Source organism: Sinomicrobium pectinilyticum, assembly GCF_003725735.1.
In the GTDB taxonomy this organism is placed as follows: domain Bacteria; phylum Bacteroidota; class Bacteroidia; order Flavobacteriales; family Flavobacteriaceae; genus Sinomicrobium; species Sinomicrobium pectinilyticum.
The window spans coordinates 24,489-48,100 of sequence record NZ_RJTM01000085.1 but is presented as its reverse complement, the minus strand read 5'-3'; the positions used below and the strand labels follow the sequence as shown (position 1 = coordinate 48,100).

At 42.9% G+C, this 23,612-nt stretch carries 21 protein-coding genes and 1 tRNA gene; 6 read left to right on the top strand and 16 right to left on the bottom strand.

What is annotated here, in order from left to right; translation table 11 throughout:
• Positions 1–18 precede the first annotated feature (18 nt).
• Complete coding sequence (locus tag ED312_RS11830; protein ID WP_123216226.1) at positions 19–2,184, bottom strand: S9 family peptidase; 2,166 nt, start codon at positions 2,182–2,184, stop codon at positions 19–21.
• A 246-nt stretch (positions 2,185–2,430) separates the two neighbouring features.
• On the opposite strand from ED312_RS11830, the gene ED312_RS11825 reads away from it, so the two are divergent.
• Together ED312_RS11825 and ED312_RS11820 are read left to right on the top strand one after the other, a co-directional pair.
• Positions 2,431–3,750, top strand: coding sequence for a hydroxymethylglutaryl-CoA reductase, degradative (locus ED312_RS11825; RefSeq protein ID WP_123216278.1), 1,320 nt, complete (start codon positions 2,431–2,433; stop codon positions 3,748–3,750).
• A 68-nt stretch (positions 3,751–3,818) separates the two neighbouring features.
• On the top strand, positions 3,819–4,748 hold the full coding sequence (locus ED312_RS11820; RefSeq protein WP_123216225.1) for a GYDIA family GHMP kinase: 930 nt from the start codon (positions 3,819–3,821) through the stop codon (positions 4,746–4,748).
• A 32-nt stretch (positions 4,749–4,780) separates the two neighbouring features.
• Here ED312_RS11820 and ED312_RS11815 read toward each other — a convergent pair whose 3' ends face one another.
• From ED312_RS11815 to ED312_RS11770, 10 genes are all read right to left on the bottom strand, one after another.
• Positions 4,781–4,933 carry an SsrA-binding protein gene (locus ED312_RS11815; RefSeq protein WP_123216224.1) on the bottom strand — a complete coding sequence of 51 codons (153 nt, stop codon included), beginning with the start codon at positions 4,931–4,933 and terminating at the stop codon, positions 4,781–4,783.
• A 69-nt stretch (positions 4,934–5,002) separates the two neighbouring features.
• A complete protein-coding gene (locus ED312_RS11810) occupies positions 5,003–6,415 on the bottom strand; it encodes a M56 family metallopeptidase (RefSeq protein WP_123216223.1) in 1,413 nt (470 codons plus the stop codon).
• Positions 6,412–6,771: a BlaI/MecI/CopY family transcriptional regulator gene (locus ED312_RS11805; RefSeq protein WP_123216222.1), complete on the bottom strand. Its 360-nt coding sequence runs from the start codon at positions 6,769–6,771 to the stop codon at positions 6,412–6,414. Before ED312_RS11805 ends, ED312_RS11810 begins: the two co-directional genes overlap by 4 nt.
• Positions 6,772–6,968: 197 nt before the next feature.
• Positions 6,969–9,080, bottom strand: a complete 2,112-nt coding sequence (locus ED312_RS11800) for a peptidylprolyl isomerase (RefSeq protein WP_123216221.1) — start codon at positions 9,078–9,080, stop codon at positions 6,969–6,971.
• Between the two features lie 163 nt (positions 9,081–9,243).
• Complete coding sequence (locus ED312_RS11795; protein ID WP_123216220.1) at positions 9,244–10,518, bottom strand: hemolysin family protein; 1,275 nt, start codon at positions 10,516–10,518, stop codon at positions 9,244–9,246.
• A 46-nt stretch (positions 10,519–10,564) separates the two neighbouring features.
• Entirely contained in the window at positions 10,565–10,762 is a 198-nt protein-coding gene (locus ED312_RS11790; RefSeq protein ID WP_123216277.1) for a hypothetical protein, read from the bottom strand.
• A gap of 120 nt (positions 10,763–10,882) precedes the next feature.
• Complete coding sequence (gene lptC, locus ED312_RS11785) at positions 10,883–11,500, bottom strand: LPS export ABC transporter periplasmic protein LptC (RefSeq protein ID WP_123216219.1); 618 nt, start codon at positions 11,498–11,500, stop codon at positions 10,883–10,885.
• Positions 11,501–11,508: 8 nt separating this feature from the next.
• On the bottom strand, positions 11,509–12,801 hold the full coding sequence (locus tag ED312_RS11780) for a hypothetical protein (RefSeq protein WP_240643089.1): 1,293 nt from the start codon (positions 12,799–12,801) through the stop codon (positions 11,509–11,511).
• Positions 12,802–12,907: 106 nt separating this feature from the next.
• Positions 12,908–14,209, bottom strand: a complete 1,302-nt coding sequence (locus ED312_RS11775; protein ID WP_123216217.1) for a hypothetical protein — start codon at positions 14,207–14,209, stop codon at positions 12,908–12,910.
• Positions 14,206–14,937, bottom strand: a complete 732-nt coding sequence (locus tag ED312_RS11770; protein ID WP_123216216.1) for a type III pantothenate kinase — start codon at positions 14,935–14,937, stop codon at positions 14,206–14,208. The genes ED312_RS11775 and ED312_RS11770 overlap by 4 nt, the downstream gene beginning before the upstream one ends.
• A 101-nt stretch (positions 14,938–15,038) precedes the next feature.
• Between ED312_RS11770 and ED312_RS11765 the strand changes: the two genes are divergently transcribed.
• Positions 15,039–15,111: transfer RNA gene (locus ED312_RS11765), tRNA-Phe, on the top strand.
• 210 nt (positions 15,112–15,321) lie between these two features.
• Here the strand turns inward: ED312_RS11765 and ED312_RS11760 are convergent.
• The 3 genes from ED312_RS11760 to ED312_RS11750 form a co-directional block, all read right to left on the bottom strand.
• Entirely contained in the window at positions 15,322–16,206 is an 885-nt protein-coding gene (locus ED312_RS11760) for an aldo/keto reductase (protein ID WP_123216215.1), read from the bottom strand.
• Between the two features lie 79 nt (positions 16,207–16,285).
• Positions 16,286–16,852, bottom strand: a complete 567-nt coding sequence (locus ED312_RS11755; RefSeq protein ID WP_123216214.1) for a Crp/Fnr family transcriptional regulator — start codon at positions 16,850–16,852, stop codon at positions 16,286–16,288.
• 57 nt (positions 16,853–16,909) lie between these two features.
• Entirely contained in the window at positions 16,910–17,260 is a 351-nt protein-coding gene (locus ED312_RS11750; protein ID WP_123216213.1) for a winged helix-turn-helix transcriptional regulator, read from the bottom strand.
• A gap of 110 nt (positions 17,261–17,370) precedes the next feature.
• Between ED312_RS11750 and ED312_RS11745 the strand changes: the two genes are divergently transcribed.
• Positions 17,371–17,973: an FMN-dependent NADH-azoreductase gene (locus ED312_RS11745; RefSeq protein WP_123216212.1), complete on the top strand. Its 603-nt coding sequence runs from the start codon at positions 17,371–17,373 to the stop codon at positions 17,971–17,973.
• Positions 17,974–17,990: 17 nt separating this feature from the next.
• On the opposite strand, the gene ED312_RS11740 is transcribed toward ED312_RS11745, so the two are convergent.
• Both ED312_RS11740 and ED312_RS11735 read right to left on the bottom strand, forming a co-directional pair.
• Positions 17,991–20,666, bottom strand: a complete 2,676-nt coding sequence (locus tag ED312_RS11740; protein WP_123216211.1) for a TonB-dependent receptor — start codon at positions 20,664–20,666, stop codon at positions 17,991–17,993.
• A 60-nt stretch (positions 20,667–20,726) separates the two neighbouring features.
• Positions 20,727–21,596, bottom strand: coding sequence for a GLPGLI family protein (locus ED312_RS11735; RefSeq protein ID WP_123216276.1), 870 nt, complete (start codon positions 21,594–21,596; stop codon positions 20,727–20,729).
• Between the two features lie 565 nt (positions 21,597–22,161).
• Here ED312_RS11735 and ED312_RS11730 point away from each other — a divergent pair.
• Positions 22,162–22,776 (top strand): deoxynucleoside kinase, encoded by a 615-nt coding sequence (locus ED312_RS11730; RefSeq protein ID WP_123216210.1) that lies wholly within the window; start codon positions 22,162–22,164, stop codon positions 22,774–22,776.
• 96 nt (positions 22,777–22,872) lie between these two features.
• Complete coding sequence (locus ED312_RS11725; RefSeq protein WP_123216209.1) at positions 22,873–23,523, top strand: sterol desaturase family protein; 651 nt, start codon at positions 22,873–22,875, stop codon at positions 23,521–23,523.
• The last annotated feature ends 89 nt before the right edge of the window (positions 23,524–23,612 follow it).

Genomic DNA, 23,612 nt, shown 5'->3' with positions numbered 1-23,612 from the left:
GAAAGTATATTTATGTTTCTATAGATTTTCTTTAATAAAGTTGGTCATTTTCGTATAGAGATGAAGTCTTGTATTCCCTCCGTAAATACCGTGGTTTTTATCCGGATAGATAGCCCAGTCGAACTGCTTGTTGGCCTGCACGAGAGCTTCTACCATACGCATGGTATTCTGTACATGAACATTGTCATCTGCCGTACCATGAACCAGGAGATAAGCTCCTTTGAGTTTTTCCACATGGTTTATCGGCGAATTGTCGTCATAGCCCGATGCGTTCTCCTGCGGGGTACGCATGTATCTCTCGGTATAGATGGTATCGTAAAACCTCCAGTTGGTTACCGGCGCTACTGCTATAGCCATTTTAAATACGTCATTACCTTTAAGGATACAGTTAGAGGACATAAAACCACCGTAACTCCATCCCCATATTCCTATTCTTTCTGCATCTATATAAGGCTCTTTACCGAGTTGCCTGGCCGCTTCTATCTGGTCCTCCACTTCATATTTGCCAAGTTCCTTATAAGTCATTTTTTTGAAATCCGCACCTTTAAACCCGGTTCCTCGTCCATCCACACAAGCTACGATATACCCCTGTTCGGCAAGCATCTGATACCAGTAATCATTGGCCCCTGCCCATCGGTTAGCTACCTGTTGTGATCCGGGACCGCTGTACTGAAACATAAAAAGAGGATATTTTTTGTTCGGGTCAAAGTCGGCAGGCTTTATCATCCACATATTCAGGTCATAGCCATTGACATGGATCGTAGAAAACTGTTTTTCGGGAAGATTGTAATTTGCCAGCTTCTGTAACAACGCATCATTATCCACAATCTCCTTGATCTCCTTGCCGTTCCTGGCATTGTTAAGTGTATAGCGCGGTGGGACGGACACGCTGGAATAAGCATTGATAAAATAACTGAAGTCCGCACTGAAAGTAGCACTGTTCGTACCTTCCTGAGAAGAAAGCCGTTCCTTGCCTCTGCCATTTAGTCTAATCGCATAGACATCCCTGTTTATGGAGCCGTTCTCTACTGACTGATAGAAAATACGGCCTGTTTTGGCATCATAACCGTAATAATCGGTTACTTCCCACGGTCCTTCGGTGACCTGGCGGATCAGTTTTCCGTCTTTTCCGTAATGGTAGATATGATTATATCCGTCTTTCTCACTCGTCCAGATAAAACTGTTATCATGCAGAAAAGTAAGATTGTCGGTAATGTCTATATACGCTTCGTCCTTCTCATTGAGAACTACTTTGGTCGAAGCATCTTTTGTATTGTAAAACACCAGTTCCAGGTCGTTCTGATGACGATTGAGTACCTGGGCGCTCAATATGTCCGCATCACTGGTCCATTTTATCCTGGGAATGTAATAAGCATTCTCCAGTTGGACCTGTTTGGTATTTCCTTTTTCCAGGTTGTAAACAAACAGGGATACCTTGGCATTGTTCTCCCCTGCTTTCGGATATTTGAATTCCTGTTGTACGGGATAAAGTTCATTACCGTAAATATCCATAGAAAACTCCGGAACTTCACTTTCATCGAACTTGATATACGCTATATCCGTTCCGTCAGCATTCCATTCGAAGGCCCTGACAAAAGCGAATTCTTCTTCATAGACCCAATCGGTCACACCGTTTATGATTTTATTTTTTTCACCATCTGAAGTGATCTGTTCGGTTTCTCCCGATACGAGGTCTTTAATGTAAATATTGTTCTTATAAACAAAAGCCACTTTATTACCGTCCGGTGAAAAAGTGGGCTCCTGAATTTTATTGTTTGAAATTTTCTGCGTTTTCTTACGCTGTATATCATACATGTAGTAGGTACCTAGTTTCGAATGGCGGTACACAGGTTCGACATCTGTGGCCAGCAATACTCTGGATTCGTCGTCACTGAAAGTATACGAGGTAAAGTAACGGATATCTTCAATATCTGCGGTTGACACTATGGTCTCTACCTTTTCCAGGGTATTATAATCGTATTTGTCTACGGATACCACCTTGGATTGACGGTCCATATTTAAAATGGAGTATTGTTTTCCGTTTTTCATGGAATGGAGAACATCCATGCCTTCCGTGCTAAAAGCACCATTCCAGATTTCCTCTAAAGTAATTTGACGGTCCTGTGCAGTAAGCGAAGTTGTCAATCCTGCAAGTAAAACGGACAAGATGAAATATTTTTTCATTAAAGTTCGGATTATTATCAGCAAACAAAAAAATCTGCCAAGTATACTATTTTTTTTGCGAAAATATAAACTTTTTCAGTTAAACTGTGACATTTCAGGGTTTTTCGTCTTTTGGCAGTAAATATTAACACACAGAATACCCGGATTTCTTTAGTATCTTTGCCCGAGAGATCATACAGGGCCGGCAACCGGGAGAATTATTGTCCGGATCCGGCTTCCCTGCATTATAACTTTGTATATATTAAGATGAAGCAACCTGTTGAAGGATTTTCCAGACTCACCAAGAACCAGAAAATAGACTGGTTAGCCAAAGCCTATTTTGCAAACCCGGAGAAGGCTGTCACTATTTTCAAAAAATACTGGAACGACGATGAAAAGCTACAGAAGCTCCATGATGAGTTTATAGAGAACACCATTACCAACTATTACCTGCCCCTGGGTATAGCCCCCAATTTCCTGATCAATGACAGGCTTTATACCATCCCCATGGCCATAGAAGAAAGTTCGGTGGTTGCCGCAGCGGGAAAGGCTGCCAAATTCTGGTCTAAAAGAGGCGGGTTCAAAGCGGAAGTCATTGCTACGGAAAAAATAGGACAGGTACATTTTATCTACAAGGGAGATAGCGAGAGGCTACAGAACTATTTTACACATATCAAACCCGGACTTTTCAATGATACCGAAACCATTACCGGGAACATGAAAAAAAGGGGCGGTGGTATTATCGATATCGAACTCCGGGACAAAACCGACGAACTGGAAAACTACTATCAGCTGCACTGCACTTTTAACACCCTCGATGCAATGGGGGCCAATTTTATCAATTCCTGCCTGGAACAGTTTGCAAAAACCTTTAAGGAAGGTGCTGTGGAATATACGGCTTTCAATGCAGAAGAAAAGAAGATACAGATTATAATGAGTATCCTCTCCAATTATGTTCCGGATTGCAGGGTCAAAGCAGCGGTATCCTGCAAAGTGGATGCACTTAACGAAGACAGGATGCCCCCGGAAGAATTTGCAGATAAGTTTGTCCGGGCTGTGGAAATAGCAAGAATAGAGCCCTATCGGGCCGTAACTCACAACAAAGGAATAATGAATGGTGTTGATGCCGTAGTCCTCGCTACAGGTAACGACTTCCGTGCCGTGGAGGCAGGGGTCCATGCTTATGCGGCAAAAGACGGTAAATATACCAGCCTTACACGGGCCTCGGTAAAAGACGGGACCTTCCGGTTTGAAATGGAAATCCCACTGACCCTGGGTACGGTAGGCGGACTTACCAGTCTGCACCCCCTGGTTAAACTATCCCTGGAGATGCTGGGGAACCCCTCCGCACCGGAACTGATGCAGATCGTGGCCGTAGCGGGACTGGCACAGAATTTTGCCGCAATACGATCGCTCATAACGACTGGGATTCAGAAAGGACATATGAAAATGCACTTGCTGAACATACTCAATCAACTGCATGCCACCGAAGAAGAAAAAGAATATTTTGTCCGGTATTTTAAAGACAAGACCGCTACACACCGCTCGGTAACAGAAGCGTTTTACCGACTACGGGAAAAAGCATAACAGAACACTCTAATGAAAACTTCCCGGATTTTCCGGGGGTATACAACAGCATAAGATTACCTCATATTGTGGAAAAACATTTTTACGGCAACGGCAAGTTATTACTCACGGGAGAATATGTAGTTCTGGACGGGGCACGATGCCTGGCTGTTCCCACTTCTTACGGACAATCTCTCAGTATAGGAAAAGGGGACCCGGGGAAACTTTCCTGGATAAGCAAGGATGAAAAAGGACATACCTGGTTTTCCTATACTTTTGACATTAAAGCGGATTTTGATCTGGCGGATAATGATACCAATAGAAAAGACAGCACAATTCAAAGGCTGACGGGACTGATCCGGGCCGCCAGGGAAATGAACCCCAATTTTTTAAACAGTACCGAAGGGTTTACCGTAACCGCAAAACTCAGCTTTCCCCGGGACTGGGGATTGGGTTCTTCTTCCACGCTGGTCAGTAACCTGGCCAGATGGGCCGGTATCGACCCCTTTGAGCTACTGTCGCAAACCTTTAAGGGAAGCGGATATGATATAGCCTGTGCCAGACATGATTCACCTGTTCTGTACAGTATAGCGCAAAAAAAACCGGAAATTGTCCCCGTAACCTTTAACCCTCCGTTCAGGGAGAATCTGTTTTTTGTACACCTCAACCAGAAACAGGACAGCAGGGAAGGCATTAAAAGATACAAAAGCAGAAGTAAGGACGAGAAAGCCATACAGGAAATTTCCGAAATCACAAACCGGGTGTTGACATGCGAGGAATTGGAAGAGTTCGAATCTCTATTAATCCGCCATGAACAGATCATAGCGTCGTTGATACAGCTTCGTGTGGTTAAAGAAAGGCTTTTTCCCGACTTTCCCGGCGTAATAAAGAGCCTCGGGGCCTGGGGGGGGGATTTTGTCATAGCCACAGCCCGGACCAGCCCTACGGCTTATTTTAAAAGTAAAGGATATGATACCGTTATCCCTTACGCCGATATGATACTGAATACCACCAGTTAGTCTTCCCGCATACGAAAAAGCCGGACATTCTCTCAGTCCAATGCGTTTTTCGTCACATAGGCACGCCACCCGATAATTGCCAGTTGCCATTTTTTGGCTTTGGCGATATCCAGTTGCCGCTTACTGAAAGAGGGCAGTAACAGTTTATTCAATTTGGCCAGAAGTTTGAAAAAACGCTTTTTCATATCTACAAGATATTAAAAAAACCGCACTCATGCGGTTTTAAATAAAAAATGATCGTACTAATGAAAAAATTATTCCCCTAACGTAGTTATTTCTATAACCCCATTAGCTCCGTCTTTTCCGTATTTCTTCGTGGCAGCTTCTCCTTTTAATACATTCATTTCGGCTATTGAGGAAGGTGAGACAGAATTTATATCGAAATTCTTATCCTTGATCTTTCCGTCTATGACATATAATGGAGGTGCATCAACAGCATTTCCGCTATTCTCAACGTTTATTATACCCGCAAAAACTCCAGAAGCAGGCACCGTTAATCCATGGGCATCGGTCCGTTCTATAGTTGCATATCCAAATTCACTTGAACCATCCACAAAAAAATGAAAAGGTTTTATAGGCTTATCTCCGGAAACCGCCCATGAGCCCGCGGATGCTCCCTTCTTAAAACTGGAAGAGATCGCTATAATCTCTCCAAGGGCGTTTCTCTTAACCCCTTTAAATTCCAGCTCTATGCCGTAAGAAGAGTTCAGCGATTGGGATTTTCTTTTTAAATAACTATCCGTCGCATCTTTATCTATTCTTACATCGATATTTAGCTTTTCGCCATTTTCCTCCTGGGCCACTACCTCGCGGGTATTGACGGCAAACAGGAATAACGTCAGCACGGGAATTACGATCCCGTACTTCCACAATTGTTTTTGATCTGAATTACTTGTGTGTAACATAACTACTCGTTTTTTGATTGATGAATTAAAAAATGTATTGGTCAATGCCATATGCTCTTTATACGCTTCCGTCTGCCGGAGCAACAGTAGCTGATAGTTCTTTCTACTGTTCCTGTTCGTTCCGGCAGCAGAACGGTCTGCCAGGTATTCCAGGTTTCTTACAACTGCCCTTTGGTACAGCCACATGACCGGGTTACACCATTGAAATACCAGAAATATATGAACCAGTACAACATCCAGGGAATGCAACTGTTCTATATGTGCCTTTTCATGAAGTAATATGGCTTCCAGTTCTTTTCTGTCGGGGTGCATTTCCGGGTTATATACCAGAAAATTAAAAAAGGAGAAAGGGCTTATGTTTTTGGCAGCTTCCATGACCACTATATTCCCATCTTTTCTTTTCTTGCAGGAGGACAAGCATTTTCTAAGGGATAGCAGTTGTACAATCAGCCTCACTGTGAAGACTATTACGCCCGAAATATAGATCCAAAACACAATATCCCATACATCTGTTCCCGGGGTTAATGTACCGGAAATCATATCCTCTGTGCCTTGATCGGGAAGAGGGGTCATCCGGACAGTCTCTATGGTCCTTGTTATAGTCCAGAAAGGCAATATAAGGGCCAGCAACACTCCGGACAATAAAAAGCAGCGGTTCCACCGAAAGAATGTCTCACGATGCAGGAGCAACCGGTAACATACGTAGCAAAGCGTTATAAATCCAGCGCTTTTTGCGATATAGATCAGAAATGCTTCCATCATTTCTTGCTTTCTATCCGGTTTATAATTTCCTTCAGCTCTTCGACACTTATCTTATCTTCTTCCGCAAAGAAGGACACCAGGTTTTTATATGAATTATTAAAGTAATCGGTAATAGCGTTATGAATAAACCTCTTCCGGTACTCTTCCTTTTCCACGACCGGGTAATACTGGTGGGTATTACCATAGGCCGTATGGCTGACATAACCTTTATCCTCCAGGTTTCGTATAATGGTGGATAAAGTATTATAATGCGGTTTCTCTTCCCCGAACTCCGCAAGGATATCTTTAACAAATGCTTTTTCCAGCTTCCAGAGCATTTTCATCACTTCTTCTTCTTTGTTCGTAAGTTTTTGCATAGTTCCGATTTTTAATTGTCCGTTATACCCGGTAAGTACACAGCAAATATAAACTATTTTTATAGTTAAACAACTAAAAAAATAGTTTATAACTATAACACCCGTTACTATGACATGGAAGACGAAAGGATATGATATAAAACAAGAAACCCCGACCGGGCTGCCGGTCGGGGTTTCTTAATGAATTTACTATGTTTCTAGTAGAACATTGACCTGTTATCTTTTATTTCCGCTGCTTCTTTCAGTGCGGTCAGAACCTGGTTGTTTACTGTATTCCTGTTGGTAGCTTTCAGTGTATTGGCATAGGTACTGTAGTTATCCAGCGCCGGCGCCTCGGATTTTTTGGTTACGGTCACCATATATGCCCCGTCGCGCCCTTCTATTACCCCGGAAGTAGTCCCTTCTTCCAATGCAAATGCCGTTCCGACTACTTTGGGTTCTCTTCCGGCACCGGAAATGGTGGGCGACTTCATATTAAGCCCTGTAGCCGTTGCAACTGTCACTTTATTGGATTTTGCAAATTCTTCCAGCGAAGAAGTATTGCTCTTTTCCCGGATAAGGTCGGCCTTCTTTTGCTTTCTCAGTATAGGAGTCACAAGTGCAGAAACATCTTTTGCCTTGGCCACTCCTTCTTTTCTTTTATTGGTAAGCTGCGCTATAATATACCCTCTCGGTATGTCAAACCGCTTGATATCTCCCTTATCGGTCTCCTGATTAAATGCCCATTGTACTACAGCTCTCTGGTTACCAATACCGGGCAACAACTCATCCATCGCCTTCAAATTGTTCACCGGGCGAATGCGGTAATCCATTTCCTTGGCTACGTCGGTAAAATTCTTATCCAGGGCTTCCATTTCAAACTTGGTCGCTTCCGTAAAGAGACTGTTTATTGTATTTTGTGAAGGCTCCACCTCCCTGGCAATGGTAGCTATCTGTACGACATCCTGCTTGTCTTCCACCTTAATCACATGATACCCGAAGTCGGTTTCTACCAGCCCGACTTTCCCCACGGGATTGGCGAATGCAAAATCCTCAAACTCCTTCACCATTCTGCCTTTGACAAAATATCCAAGATCCCCGCCTCTGGAAGCGGTAGGTCCGTCCGAATTTTCCCTTGCCAGTTGTGCAAAGTCAGCACCGCTTTCCTGAGCCTCCGCAAGTACTTCTTTAGCCTTTGCTTCCGCTTCTTCTTTACTCCTGGTCACATCGGGATTTGCTCTCGTACCACCTTCGTACTGTATGAGGATATGGCTGGCCTTTACACTTCCTCCTGCCTTTTTGTCGAGCATTCTGGAAAGTTTGTAGTAATCTCCGTCTTTATATGGCCCGTATACCTGTCCGACCCCAAGGTTAAACAGTGTATCGGCTACTGCAGAGGGCAGATCTTTTTTAGCAACATAAGTAGAATCGAAAGGAATATCGGAATTGGCATTTACAAAATCCTCTACATTTGTTACTGTACGGAATCCCGGTAACGTATCGCTTTTCTCCGTAGTGTTGTTATATTCCACCCGGCTGTCGAGCAATGCGGATATGCTGTTCCGTATCTCTGATTCATCTTCTTCGGAAGGTTTTTCTTCAAAGAACACGTATTGTATATCTCTTGAAGCCTCGTCCTTATATTCTTCCGGATGCTCGTCTATGTATTTCTGTACTTCACCTGTGGATATGCTTACCAGACTATCTGCCACAGTATTGTAAGGCACTCTCACATATTTTATGTCTACTTTATCATTCTCCAGTTTATATGCCAGCTCCCCTTCTTTAACAGTAGCTCCCACACCGGCTTTCACCAGGTTAAAGTATGTCTGCTCCATCGAGGACTTGATGAGGGCGTCTTCCTGTAATTTCCATTGTTCGTAAGCGGCAGGATTGTTCAGCCTGAGATCGGCAATAAACTCTATGAATTTTTCCTCGTCGAAAACTCCGGCATCGTTAAGAAATGTAGAATCCTGGGCAAAAGCGGGATTTGCCTTTACCACATTGATGATCTGGTCTTTTTCTATATATATTCCGAGTTCTTCACATTGCTGATCGAGCAACTTGCTCCGAACCTGTCTTTCCCATACCTGGTTAACCACCTGTACGGTGGATGCTCTTTCACCGTACTGACGTGAAAAATATTCTACCTCATCTGCAAAATCCGCCCTGGGCAATGCTTCTCCGTTCACTTCTCCTATAGAAGAGGTATTGCTGTTTATTCCTCCGCCATTTCGGAAAAGGTCGGAAATAACAAAAGAAAATAATGCAAGACCGATAACAAGGATAAGTATCAGTGAGCGCTTTCTTATTTTTTCAAGAACTGCCATTTGTCGTTAAAGTTATAAAATTCAGTTCGCGAAAATACCAATTTTTTACAATAATTAAAACCCGGTATTCTTTTTTGTTGGAAGTTAGCAGGAAAGCAGATGTGATAAAGGTTAAAATCCGTAACAATTCTTATGGATTTACGGACAGCATCCCGGGCACCAATTATTCCTCTTCCACAATTTTGAGTTGCACGAGATCTATTTTGGTACTGCCTACCTCCAGTATGGCAAAACGGTAATCCCCAATCACAACCTCCTCTCCTTTCTCTGGAATTTCACCGATATGGTTAACAATAAGTCCCCCGAGGGTCTCATAATTTTCGCTTTCGGGAAGGTTGAGCTTGTATTCTTCGTTAATATAATCGACTTCGAGCCGTGCGGAAAATTTAAATTCTTTCTCGCCGATCTTCTCTTCATATAAAGCTATGGTATCGTGCTCATCTTCTATTTCCCCGAAAAGTTCTTCCACTATATCTTCGATAGTGAGAATACCGGATGTCCCTCCGTATTCATCGAGCACTACCGCCATACTCTTTCTTTTCTTCGTGAGCGTACCGAGTATATCGTTTATCAACATGGTTTCCGGGATAAATTCTACGGGAAGCATCACGTTTTTAATACCCTTAGGCTTTTTAAACAGCTCAAAAGAGTGTACATAACCTATTATATTATCTATGGTGTCCTGATAAATGAGTATTTTGGAATATCCTGTTTCCGTGAACAGCTTAACAAGATTTTTGGGAGATTCGTGAAGTTCTACCGCAACAATCTCTGTCCGTGGCACCATAACTTCCCTGGCCTTTACATCGGAAAATTCCAGGGCATTCTGGAATATCTGGATTTCCGTATCGATCTCATCTTCATCTTCCATAGACTCCATTTGTTCCGAGATGTAATCCCCCAGCTCCACTTTACTGAACGTAAGCTGTACTTCATCTCCCCTGGTCTTGAAAAAAGTCCGCAGGATAAAGTCGGACACCCGGATAACCAGTTCCGAAACAAAGGAGAAAAGCATGTAAAATCCGTATGCGGGAAAGGCCAATATCCTTAACAGCTTGTTTGCATATACCTGAAAGAACACTTTGGGGAGAAATTCCCCCGTAACCAGTATCACCATGGTGGAAATGAGTGTCTGCACGAAAATAATCCGCAACGGCAATTCGCCGGCATCCAGATAGCCCGGATATAGTTTGCTTACAATAAGCTCCCCCATATAAAATCCGTAGATCACCAGCACAATATTATTGCCTACCAGCATAGTGGCAATAAACTTGGACGGTTTGGCGGTAAGCCTGGTCAGTACCCTGGCAAGCAGGCCTTCCTGCTTTTTCTCCAGTTCTATATGTATTTTATTGGAAGACACATAAGCGATCTCCATCCCCGAGAAAAAAGCGGAAAGCAATAAAGATACTATAATGATTACAATGGAATAGTCCATAAATACAAATCACTCTGCTCCGGGATACCGGAACTTTTACCGATAACTATCTATTATCTTTTCTACGTTGTTCGAATTTTTTGCGGTAGTGCCTCCGGAAAAAAAACATGAAAACGGATACTACGCCAAAAATGGCAAAAACATAGGCCATATTCCTGTCTGCATTCCACCTCCTTACGGTTTCTATGACAGATAAAACGGCCACCACAAGATAAATTATCTCACTTATTCTCAAAAACTTCATTTTGGTCTCCTGATTTCCTTTGTGTTCTGTATAAAAAATACACAGTGTTAACACAAAGATACACAAAGTATGCCATTTACCTGAAAAAACAGGTCTTACGGCATATCGCTACTGTGTATTTTATTCCTGAATATTTGTTTGTTGTTGTGTTCCGGTCTCTTCTTCCTGCACATCTATATCTTTAACGCCGTCTACCTTGTATGCCCTTACCTGGCCGCGTCCGTTCTCAAAGTCCTGGCTGAACTCGATCCCTTCCCCATTCATTATTGTGCCGTCTTCCGGATTGGTGAAAGTAAATTTCTCTTGGGTAAAAACCCATTGGTTTTTCTGGTCCCAATAAAGTTGTGATGTCTCCAGTTTCTTTCCGTCGTGTGTAAGCAATACCACATTACCGCGAAGATCGCTCATATCCGTAGCCTGGTATATAATACCATAGTCGGCAATAACGGTGCTCTTATTTTTTTCTTTATCAAAAAAGTCCACTTTAAGTCCCTGGGGAAATTCCTGGTAGGGAAATTCCTGATTAGAGTAATCTTTACTTAACGGACTGGTGAGAGTGGCTTTGATAAGGGCGGAATCCGTATAGATAAGGCGAAAATTTTCAGCAACTCCGCCGGGGAAATGTTCGGAAACATCTATTTTACGAATATCCTCAAAACTGGAATCGCATGAAAAAAACATTGCCACAGCAGAAACTGTGACAATGCTTATAAGAATATGATCAAACCTTTGTTTCACTTTATGGCTTACAGGTTAGGAACTGTTACGCTACCACCTATCCAGCAGTTAAACTGAATGGTCTTTCCGGCCATTCCGGAACTAAAGATATCCTGTTTGCTGGGCGCTCTTCCTTCGTAACTTGCAGCCGTCTGAGATGCATGAGATTTTACGGAAGGATCTACTTCAGCAGCTTTTCTTGCCATTTGGGCCGCTTTCCAGTACACCGCTCTTTTTTCAAAGGTAGTGCTACCACATTGGTTGGCACTGTTGGCATATAATGATGCTATTTGCAAATAAGCTTTTCCGTTAGAAGGCTGCGCGTCCAACACCTGCTTAAAGTACTTGTAAGCAGTTGTACTCTGTCCGGCATTTTTATATTTCACCCCGATCTTGAAAAGTATATCGGCCTTTTTATAGGAATCCTTTTCCAGACTTACTGCTTCATTGTAGTATTTCAAAGCTTCCGCCGAATTCTTTTTCTTATCGTTAAGCACTCCAAGGTAATATGCGGATTTGGAAGAGGGCTCTACCTGGTGTAAAGCTTCGACCAACTTGATAAACATAGGATCGTCTGAACATTCTTTACCATCCATTCTCGCCGCAGACCTTTTCAGCCATTGTGCATCGGTCTTTTTGGCTTCGAAATTCTTTTCCAGCAAAGGAATCAGGTTATCACAATCAGCCAGGTCCCCTAGTTTGGAATCTATACTGCTGCTTATCTTACCATAAGATTCCGTATTAATCTTGGCATTGTTGAATGTTTGCTTGTCTTTGGCACTCAATGCTTCCCCGGCCTCTTCTTTTTCTACATATTCGTCGAGTATTTTGGACAAACTTGCCATTTCCTCGTCTATACGCTCATTTACGGCATCGTAGGTGTCGAATACTTCCTGCAAATCTTTATTTCCCGCATTGTACTCATCCACCATCAGGGAAAAGTACAGGTAAAGTGCTTTGGGATTACTGAAGTTGGCCCTGTCGTTCTGAAAAGCATCATCCAGAAGTCCGTATATCTCCTGGCTTGTACCCGTTTTTTCATCATACATCAACAAGGCTTTTTTCGCCAGGACATCCGCCTTACTGTATCGTTTCGGAAAATATTTCAATTCCTTATCGTACATGGACATCAGCGTATTGATATATTCGTTGTGTTCTTCTCCCGAAGAATTGCTTATTTTGTCTTTTAAAATACGTTCTCCGTAAACATAAGTTGCCGGGTGTATCTCCGGGCAATTGTCGAACACCATCTTCCAGGGCTCATAGGCCGCATCATAATTCTTCACTTTAGCGTGTTCCCCGAATACAGACAAATTTGTCATACACTCCGGATTCTGCGCCTGTGCGAACGCAAAGCCGGCTCCCCCAACCAAACCAAATAAAAATAATATACCCTTCTTTTTCATCTTTTTTAGAATTTATTTGTGGTTAATCATACTTTCTTTTTACAAACCATTTATCGTTCAGCGATAAGCTGATACTCACTTTAAAATAGTCTTCCTGAATTCTTCCGTAGGTAGTGGTCCCTCTTCTGCCGAGCTCAAAACCTACGTTAACATTGGAAAACAAACCTGCATATTGCAGGGAATTTGTGGTAGGAATCGGGGCACCTAACGGTAAACCTAGACCAAAAGATATGCCAAAGTCGTTTAAAGGAATATCTTTCACCAGAAGCCCGGTCTCTTCGTAACGCACACCAAGCCTGTAAACGATTCTCTTCCAATAGCTTGTAAAAGAACTATAATCCGGGATAAAGAAGCCTCCTGCGGAAAACCGCGTAGCATCTTCATAACTTACACCGGCCACCGAAACAAACGGATTATTGAAATCACCATTCTTCTTCCATTCGTATTCCGCACCGGCAAACCACTTATAATCTTTCCCCACTCCCACACCAACTGATGCTTTTTGCGGAATGGTAAGATCTACCTGACGAAGTCCCAAAGCATCCAGGTCCACGTCGCGCACTTCTCCTCCTATAATAGTCCCTCTGGTAGGATCTATGGTAACCACAGATAGGGTACGGCTGTTATCGGAAGTTAGTGTCGCTTCGGGTGAATATGTCAGGGAAGAATGAACTACAAGATCGTTTTTCAGTCTTTTTTTATAGTTCAACGCCAGTTTAAAATCAAAACCACTGAGTTCCGAAGTATTATTCTCCAGGGTCGGACGCTCTATGTCCTGTACAACCCTGCGGTATTCGTTCTCTATTTTCCCGAAACTATAATTGGCCGACGCTCCGATACTGAAATTATCGGTAATTTTGTATCCGCCCGAAAAGAATACCCGGTTCGTCCCTCCTTTTCCGTTGTATTGGTTCAGCGTAGTTTCTCCCCTCTGTTCCAGGTTGTACCCTACAGAGGTATAGGGCATGAGCCCGAATCCTACCCCTAGTTTACCCCGGATCACTGGAAACCCGAGGGCCAGGTAATCCAGATAAGCATTGGAGGTATTTTCTTTCTGAGTTTCGTTTTTCAGGTTGAGATTAGTATAAGAACCTCCCCCGGTATATACGGTCAGATGGAGGTCGCTGTATGCCGCGGGGTTATTGAGGTTGAGGTGAATACTATCGGAATACATACTGATGCCCCCCATGGACTGGTTTTCCGTTGTTCCCTTGAACCTTTGGTCTCCGATACCATAAAAGGAATAAGGTGACGAAGATCCTCTTTGCGCATAACCGCAGGTGGCAATACATGCAACTAAAACAATAAATATCTTTCTGATCATTGGTTCTTATTGAGTTCCAAAATATAATTCAGCCCTTTCAGGAGGAAATTTGAATTCGCAAATATGCTACTTTTTAATTGTTTTGACAAAAAATCGAGGTCGCCTCCCGTTAAAATAACTGTTAAATGTTCAAATCTCTCCTTGTATTGATCAATAACCCCATCTATTTCATTTACAACACCATTCAATACCCCCGAAGATATACTCGACGCCGTGGAATTCCCTATGAAATCATCCAGCCGGGTAGAATCAATTAACGGTAATCTGGCCGTAAACGTATGCAGGGCCTTATAGCGCATTTGTATTCCGGGGGAAATAGCCCCGCCGAGATACTCCCCTTCCGCATTTAAAAAGTCATATGTAATACAGGTACCGGAATCTATAACCAGCACATTCTGTCCGGGATATTCACGGCATGCGGCACTAACAAGGGCTACCCGGTCTGCCCCCAGTGTACCGGGAGTAGCATATCTGTTTTTAAAAGGCAATACAGTCAAGGTTCCCAGTATATGGACTTTTACCATTTTTTGCAGTTCCTCCAGGTCCTTTTCGAAAACATCCGCCACCGAAGCGATAATAATATCGGTCACTTCTCCGTATTGCTTCAGCAATCCCGAAATTTTTCCCAAAAAGTCACCCGACCGGAATCTTTCGGAATACAGGATAATATCTGATTGAAAAACAGCAATTTTCACGAAGGTATTTCCGGCATCTATGGCTATAGTCATAATCAAAAGTAAGGACGCAAATTTACAAAACAGTTTTTTTTCCGATTTTGTTTTGGAAAATTTAATTTTGCACCTATATTTGCACCCGCAATAAAGCAACGGGTACCTTAGCTCAGTTGGTAGAGCAATGGACTGAAAATCCATGTGTCCCTGGTTCGATTCCTGGAGGTACCACGTAAAAATCCGTAAACACCTAAAAAAGGTTTTACGGATTTTTTTATTTGAGATAGTGGCTACGGGTTTGAAGGATCAATCCCCTTAAAGTTGGGGACTATGCAAAAATTCCACCCAAAAGAAGGGCCTTATTTTCCCAAAGTAATATGCGGGTCGATGCCTGCAAATGTACGGAGACAGGCTTTTGCCTTTCAACAGAATATTGCTTTGTCAACCTAAAAACTCCATGTCTTCATCTGTCAAAGGAATATTCAATGCTTGTATGTTTTCCTTAAAATGATTTAATTTTGAAGTTCCCGGAATAGGGAGCATCAAATCATTAAGATGTAGTGTCCAGGCCAGGTTTATCTGGGCCGCGGTCACTTTATATTTATCAGCGATCTCCGAGATCCTGCGGTCTTCTTTTAAAACTGAACTTTGCAAAGACCAGAAAGGAATCATCACAATTTTATCTGCCAGGCATCTATCCATTACTTCCTGCAGCCCCCTGATTTCCATTCCATGCATCTCAAAAGTGGTCCTCTGAGCATAACCGAAAGCATTTTCAACACTGGCTATATTTCCCATTGTTAATCCTTTATTTAATTCATCAGGACTCACATTACTCAATCCTACATGCAGTATTTTACCTTCCTTCTGCATTTCGAACATAGCCCCGAGAGACTCTTCCAAAGGGGTATCTGACCCGGGCATTATCCTTAAATGGACCAACGGTAATTGTTCTGTTTTTAAGGTCTTTAAATTATTTTCTATACCCGCTCTTAAATTTTCGGGGGTATCATAAAACCTCCAGCTTTTATCAGCGCCCCTATCGGCACCAACTTTTGTGCATATGACCAGATCATCGGGGTAAGGATATAAAGCTTCTGCTATTAATCTGTTGGTGACATCATCGCCGTAAAAATCTGCCGTGTCGATGAATTTTATATCCTCACGAACTGCCGTTTTTAATATCTGTAATGCCTCCGGCCTGTTTTTGGGTTCGCCCCAAATCATTTCTTCCCCCGTTAACCGCATGCTGCCGTAGCCAAATCGTTTAACTGTCAAAGGATGTCCGGTTTTTGCCCCAATCGTAATCGTTTTTTGAATACTCATTTCTTTTGCGTTTTTGTTTTTACAAAAATGATGCATCCAAAGGAGAATAAAATTGCCATTTGGCAACTAATCCGGTAATTCACATGCTTTTCCGGATACGGCTTAACGAATATTTGGTAACTCCCAAATAGGAAGCCAGCAGATTAAGGGGGATGCGGTTTAGCAATGCGGGATAACGCTCCATAAACTTCAGGTAACGCTCTTTCCCGGTTTCGGCAAGCATCGGGCTGATCCTGTTGACTTTGTCCTGCATGGCCTGAGTGACAATCCTGGAAATGAGTTCGTTCCAGCCCGGAATCTTTTCAGAAAACACCTCAAAAGATGAACGGGGAATTTTAATTAATAGACAATCGGTTATCGTTTCCACATAAGAAGTCGTGGGAATACGATAGAGAAAGCTATTGGCATCGCTGGAAAAATGAAGTTCATCGATGAAATATTTAGTGATCTCTTCGCCTTTTTCGGTATAGTAATAAACTCGTGTAACCCCCTCTTTAACAAACCAGAGCTCATCGATAAACTGGGAAGCCTTGGCAAGCCTCGTATTTTTTGCAACGCCCACTTCTTCTGTCTTACGCTCTATAAGTTCAATATCCATAGGAGCCAGGCGACCGAACCCCAATAAAAAATCAACTAACTCATTCATAGGTGAAAGTTATATATTTTTAACCCGCAATCGCATGCCTGTCACAACCCCGGTTTTTCAGGAACGCTCCCGCCTTATTTTTTCCCGATGGTTTTCCCCCCAGTCACTTAATGCCTGCAGAACACCTTCGAGGGTATCGCTGTATTCGGTGAGCTTATATTCCACAACAACAGGAGGCCCGGTGTGTACTTCCCGTTTCAAAAAACCGTTAAGTTCCAGTTCCTTTAATTCTATCGAAAGCATTTTGGCCGAAATCCCTATCGTCCGCTGGATTTCATTAAACCTGGTATATCCTTCCCTCAGGGCAATGATGATCTTAAGCCGCCATTTACCCCCTATGGCATACAGGGCATCATCAATCCCTTTTAGTCTTTTCTGACAAACTTCTTTTGAAATGGCTCCTTTCATGATCTTCAATATAAAATTACATCTACTTACCAAAAGGTTAGTACTAACCTTTTGTATACTACTATAAATTGTAAAGTAAAGATACGTACTTTTGAATAAAAATTACAAACATGAAAAATATATTGCATATTAAATCGGGCCTACAGAGCGAGAATTCTTACAGCACCCGGCTGGGAAACGCCATTATAGAAAGACTTAAAGAAGTATACCCGGAAGTACGGGTAAAAGAAAGGGACCTGGTCCGCGAGGTTTTTCCGCATATGCAGACCGAAACGGTAAATGCGTTCTTCACTCCCGAGGAGGACCGGACATCTGACGATATCAGGGCCATACAACAATCCGAAAGATCGGTCCGGGAACTTTTTGAAGCGGACATTCTGGTATTGGGAGCCCCTATGTATAACTTCAGCATCCCTTCACAATTAAAAGCGTGGATTGACCATATTGCCAGAGCGGGATTAACTTTCCACTACACGGAAAACGGCCCGCAAGGATTGGTAAAAGGCAAAAAAGTTTACATTGCACTGGCTTCCGGCGGAATTTATACCGAAGGAGCAAACCAGGGGTATGATTTTATTCCGGGCTACCTGAAGGCTGTTCTCGGTTTTATGGGGATGACCGATGTGGAGATCTTCCGTGCAGAAGGAACGGCAATGGAAACCACCAGGGCCGTCGCACTGGAAAAAGCACTGGAAGCCGCGGAAATTATTTAATCCGTCGAAATAATTAATTACAGGTTGTATTTTAACTTCAACATCATATAACGAGGCTGAACCAGGTACCTCGAACTGTTAAAATAAAGTTCGTCAAAGCTATCCTGGTTCAGCTCTCCGTTGTTCAGTACGTTAGTAATTCCCACGCTGTATTCCCACGGACTGTCTTTTTTCTGGTACGAAAGATCGGCATTGAGAAAAGAATATTCGTTTTTCACTGTTTTTTCCTTATCCCTGTAGTGGTTGTAAGTGTAATCGGCAGCAAAAATAAACCCTTTTAAAAAGGCAGCATCTACTTTTATAAAAGGTTTGTCCGTAAAGTATGTGGTAGCATTCCCGCCATTGTCATAATTATTCCGGTTAAATCCATATCCCAGTTCCAGATTGGGGAAGTCCCGGAAATTCGTAGCCATACTGAACTGGTAATCCTGCGTAAACGATTCGGAGACCCGCCTCTCCTCGTTTACGATATTGTTAAACCTGGAATAGGATAGATTTGCCCTCAATGAGGCCTTGTAGTGATTCCACCGTTTTTCATACCGCCCCAGTGCGGTAAACACGTCATCCTCAAAACCGGAGTTTATTGTTGTACTCACCTGGTTAATACCCTCTATATTTCCACTGCTCTTTAAAGCGTTTATGCGTTTATTATACGACAAGCCGGCAAAAATATTGGTGAAGTTAAACATATTAAAGCTGAAATAATTCAGCGAAAGACTGTGATACAGGGCACTTTCCAATTCCCTGTTCCCGCTGTATATGGCATTGTAATTATTAAAAACATACCCCTGCGCCAGTTTATTGACATCAGTAAATTCCCTGGTTATACCGTAGTTAAACCGGAGATTTTCCGATTTTTTAAACTGAAGATTGATATAGACATCAGGCAGCACTGCAAAAAGATTATCGGTTACCGATGAACCGGATTGTTTATTTTCTGTCCTGTAACCATGCAGGGTGAAACCGGGATTTAGTGTGAATATACCGGCTGCCAGTTTGTAATGAACCCCGAGAAAGGTATCCGAAAAATTATATGTAACGTCATTGGTATAAGCTTCCCCTTCCAACGGCATCTCGGCACCGTTATCCAGGATTTGAAAAATTTCGGAATCAAAACCCTGGTGGCTATGGGTAGCTCCTAACGTAAAATTGAGATGGCTTTTTTTCCCGGTTATCAGGTAGTGGTCTACCATGGCGTCGATCCTGTTTGTCCTTACCAATCGTTCCTGATTGATATTATATACGCTCTGTCCGTCGTCAAAAGGCAACACTCCCTGAAAAGGCTGTAAATCACGTATTGCATTGTAGAACGGGTCTTCGTTCTGATACATATGCCTGATCTCTGCCGTAAAAATGTTTTTTTTGTTCAGGGTATAGTATACATTGGCGCTCTGCGTAAGGGTAAGCGGGGTCTGTTCTCTGTATTCCCGGATATCATCCGTAACATCCGAAACGGACACCCGGTCCATGACCTCCTGCTGGTCTGACACTTTCAGCAAAACATCATAATCTACCTGCAGGTCCTCATTAGGCTTGTAAACGGAATTCAGCTTGGCCAGTCCCAGCTTGCTTTTCTGATCGGTCGCCGTGGTGGTATGTTCCGTCTCTCCCGATTCTATAAAAGTCCGCGATGCATCGGTCTGCATTTCCGTGCCTGAATAAGAATAAATAGCGAAACCGCCTACATCCCAGAAACCGGTAGGGGAATAACTGAAATTGAAAGCTCCGAATTTGGTATCTATTTCCTTCGCCCGGTTATTCTGCATAAGCGAGAGGCCAAGATCATTGGATGCCATGTTCAAACTGGTCCCTCCCCTTTGATTGAAAGTCCGGAATCCTCCCGTAAAATTAAAATAATCACGCATGGTAAACGGCAACTCCCCGATATTGTTAATATCCGCAATAATATTCAGGCTGTATTCCGGGCTGTAGTAAAACAACTTGGGATGGGCAAGATAGCGTTCATCCAGGCCTGCACCTGCCGTAATCTCACCAAACCAGAAGTTCTTTTTCCCTTCCTTCAGTTTAATATTCAGTGCAATATTATCGTCGTCATTCGTCAATCCTTTCATCTGGGAGACCTCGTTAAAATTGCGCAGCACTTCCACTTTATCCACTGCATTGGCGGGAATATTCTCTGCTGCCAGCCTGGAGTCACCTTCAAAGAAATCCTTACCTTCCACTTTTACCCTACCCACCTTTTTTCCTTCCACTTCAATTTCGCCATCGGAGGTTATTTCAACGCCGGGGAGATTTTTCAATATATCCCCGAGCTTTTTCTCCGTTCCCTTATTAAAAGCATCCGCATTATATATAATAGTATCTCCTTTAACGGTAACCGGCATTTCGTAGGTAACCTCCACTTCATCCAAACGATCGGCCTCGGAAAAAAGAACCACTTCCTTAAAGCTATCTTCCTGTGCGGTTATGGTGAACTCTTCCGTTTTCATTCCCAGATAGCTCACTTTAACATCGTACGTCTTTCCACGATTCAACTGTAACCTGTACCGGCCTTCAGCATTTGTCACCCCGAAAGCATCGAGATTCTGCGTCTCCCGGTTGACAGCTACCACATTGGCCATTTCCAGGGAAACTCCCGTACTGTCTTTAACGGTGCCCGTGAGTGTGACCGATTGTGCACAAATGGAAGAAAAACAGAAACATCCCACCAAAAAATATATGCAGTATTTCATAGGTTTATTCACTATTTATGAAGAAAAATATACCGGAAGAGCCCTTCTGTCCGGGCCGATCTATCCGCCGATACGGAAAACCCTGCCTCCATCCCGGTTTCGGCCTTCACGTCGGTGCATTTCTCTCATTTCCTCCATTTTTTTATGCATGATTTCATCAAATTCGGCCCGGGAGACCTCTTTCCCTTTTTTCGGGGCTTCTATTTCCTCTTTATCCTGAGAGTTCAATATTATTTTGGAGCACAGAATAGAGGTCCTTTCGGTATCCACCCCAAGGATAAGCCCCGGTAAGCCCCAATATTCTCCCGGCCCCTGGTTGACCGGTATTTCAGGAGTATACCATGCTGTGATGACGATCTTCTTGTCTTCTGCCCCGACAGGTTCTTTACCCGAATCTGCCGTTTTTTCCCTTTTATTTCCCTTACCCGGTTTCACTGAAAATCCAGGTCGGGATACTTTTCTTATTGCCGTAGCCTTATAGCAGGTATATTCGCCGATCTTCCTGGTCTCATTGTCCAGTTTCCATTGCAAGTCAGGCAGGGAGTCCTTTATACGGAATATTTTCCCGAACACCTCCACCTGGTTACAGTACGTTAAGTTCTTTACGTCTTTATAGTAAATCCCCTCTCCTCCCGGGCCTGTGAAAACTGCCATACGCATGCCGCCTCTTTCCGCTATAGGTTGTCCTAACTGTTCTTCTTCCTGGTACAAGGATGTCGTACGGGTGAAATCCAGGATAAAAGTTTTTTCAAGATCCTGTTTCATTCTTTCCAACATTCTTTTTCTGTCCTGTTCGGGAATATCTGTGCCCTGAAGATCCATATCCACATAGGTTTTGCTCTCATAGACGGCTTTCCCCCGAAAATCCTGGGCAAAAGCGGAACCTAGCATACCGGCAACCAACAAACCGGTCATCATTGTTTTTCTCATATTTTTCATTTTTTTTTATTTGTTCAAACAGGCCTTATGGAATGCCCTGAGCATATTTTCCGCTGATCCGGCAATATGATCACCGGGCACTTTATTTACTCCATATTGGTATTTCAAATCGGACGCCATCACAACGGCGGAAAAAGCTAATCCCGAGAAACATAGGGTTGTCTTTTAAGTAAATTTACAGCGCCGGATGTCTCTTTGAAAACAAAATAGATCAATCACCAGCATCCCTATACCAAACCGCAAGTTTTGCAGATCAACCCGTTACCATCATTCCGAACGTTATTTTCCTGCAGGGTACGAAACCGTGAACTTGTTCCGTTACCTTATAAAAACACGGGAAATGTCTTTTTTTGAATACAGCCCAATATACGTAACGGGGCCAGGTGCCATTTTTTAACATTTTCCGATTCGCTTTCATATATGCTTAAGGACGAGATTAAACCGGAGAGATGGTAATATATTTATGCCCGCGCCCGGCTAAAAATATTTTACCCGAACAAGGATAACTTGTATATTTACATTAGAAAAACATTTATCACTCAATTACTATCATACTATGCACATTGCCGTAGCCGGGAACATTGGTGCCGGAAAGACCACTTTGACTAAATTGTTAGCCAAACATTTCAGATGGGAGGCACAGTTCGAGGATGTGGTGGATAATCCATACCTCGACGATTTTTATACCCAGATGGAACGGTGGAGCTTTAACCTCCAGATTTATTTCCTCAACAGCCGGTTCCGGCAAATATTACAGATAAGGGAAAGCGGCAAGACCATCATCCAGGACAGGACCATCTATGAGGATGCCTATATTTTTGCGCCAAACCTCTATGCCATGGGACTCATGACCAATCGGGATTTTGAAAATTACCGCTCGTTGTTCGAGCTCATGGAAAACCTGGTACAGGCCCCGGACCTGCTTATTTACCTGAGAAGTTCCATTCCAAACCTCGTAAGTCAGATCCACAAAAGGGGACGGGAATATGAAAACTCCATATCTATCGATTACCTCAGCAGGCTCAATGAACGTTATGAAGCATGGGCACATACTTATGATAAAGGAAAATTTTTGATTATTGATGTAGATAAGCTTAATTTTGTAGATAACCCCGAGGATCTCGGTGATGTCATCCAAAAAATCGATGCCGAACTCAACGGGTTATTTTAGGAGTTGGTTATCAGGTTTTACAGGATTTCCACAGGTATTGCTGTTTTGTATAAAGACCGATAACCCACAGATGAATAACTTTTCAATCTTATTTCTATGGAATCGACAAAACACAAACGTCCCAAACACAAAGGTTCTGCAAAACTGTTTAACAACCCTATACTGGAAAAGCTGACGCACACTCATATTTCCATGCCGCTGATTATATTTACAGTGATCGCTGCCGTGCTTATTTACTATGGAATCGTAGAAAAGGGATTCCGCGTACCGGAAATGATATTGCTCTTTATAGCAGGGGCCGTATTCTTTACGTTCATCGAGTATATTATGCACCGCTATTTTTATCATATGCCGGCTACCACGGAAAAGCGAAAAAAAATAGCATACACTATGCACGGTGTGCACCATGACTATCCCAAAGACAAGTCCAGACTGGCCATGCCTCCCGTACTCAGCCTTATTATTGCCACTGTCTTTTTCGTCCTGTACAGGGCGGTGATGGGAGATTATGCTTTTGGTTTCCTTGCAGGGTTCCTCATGGGATATAACGCTTACCTCGGTGTCCATTATTCGGTACACGCGTTTAAGGTTCCCAACAACTTCCTTAAAGTACTCTGGTACCACCATTCCATCCATCATTACAGGGAACCAGACAGGGCTTTCGGTGTATCTTCCCCCTTATGGGACCATATTTTCCGTACAATGCCCAGAAGTCCGGGAGAAAATGCGGAAGTAAACAGGTTGTAAGAACATATTTTTAATCCCTACGACTACTATTAATCAACACAATAGAGTTCAAAAAATAAATGAGGTGCACCCCAAAGTTTTTTGTCTGA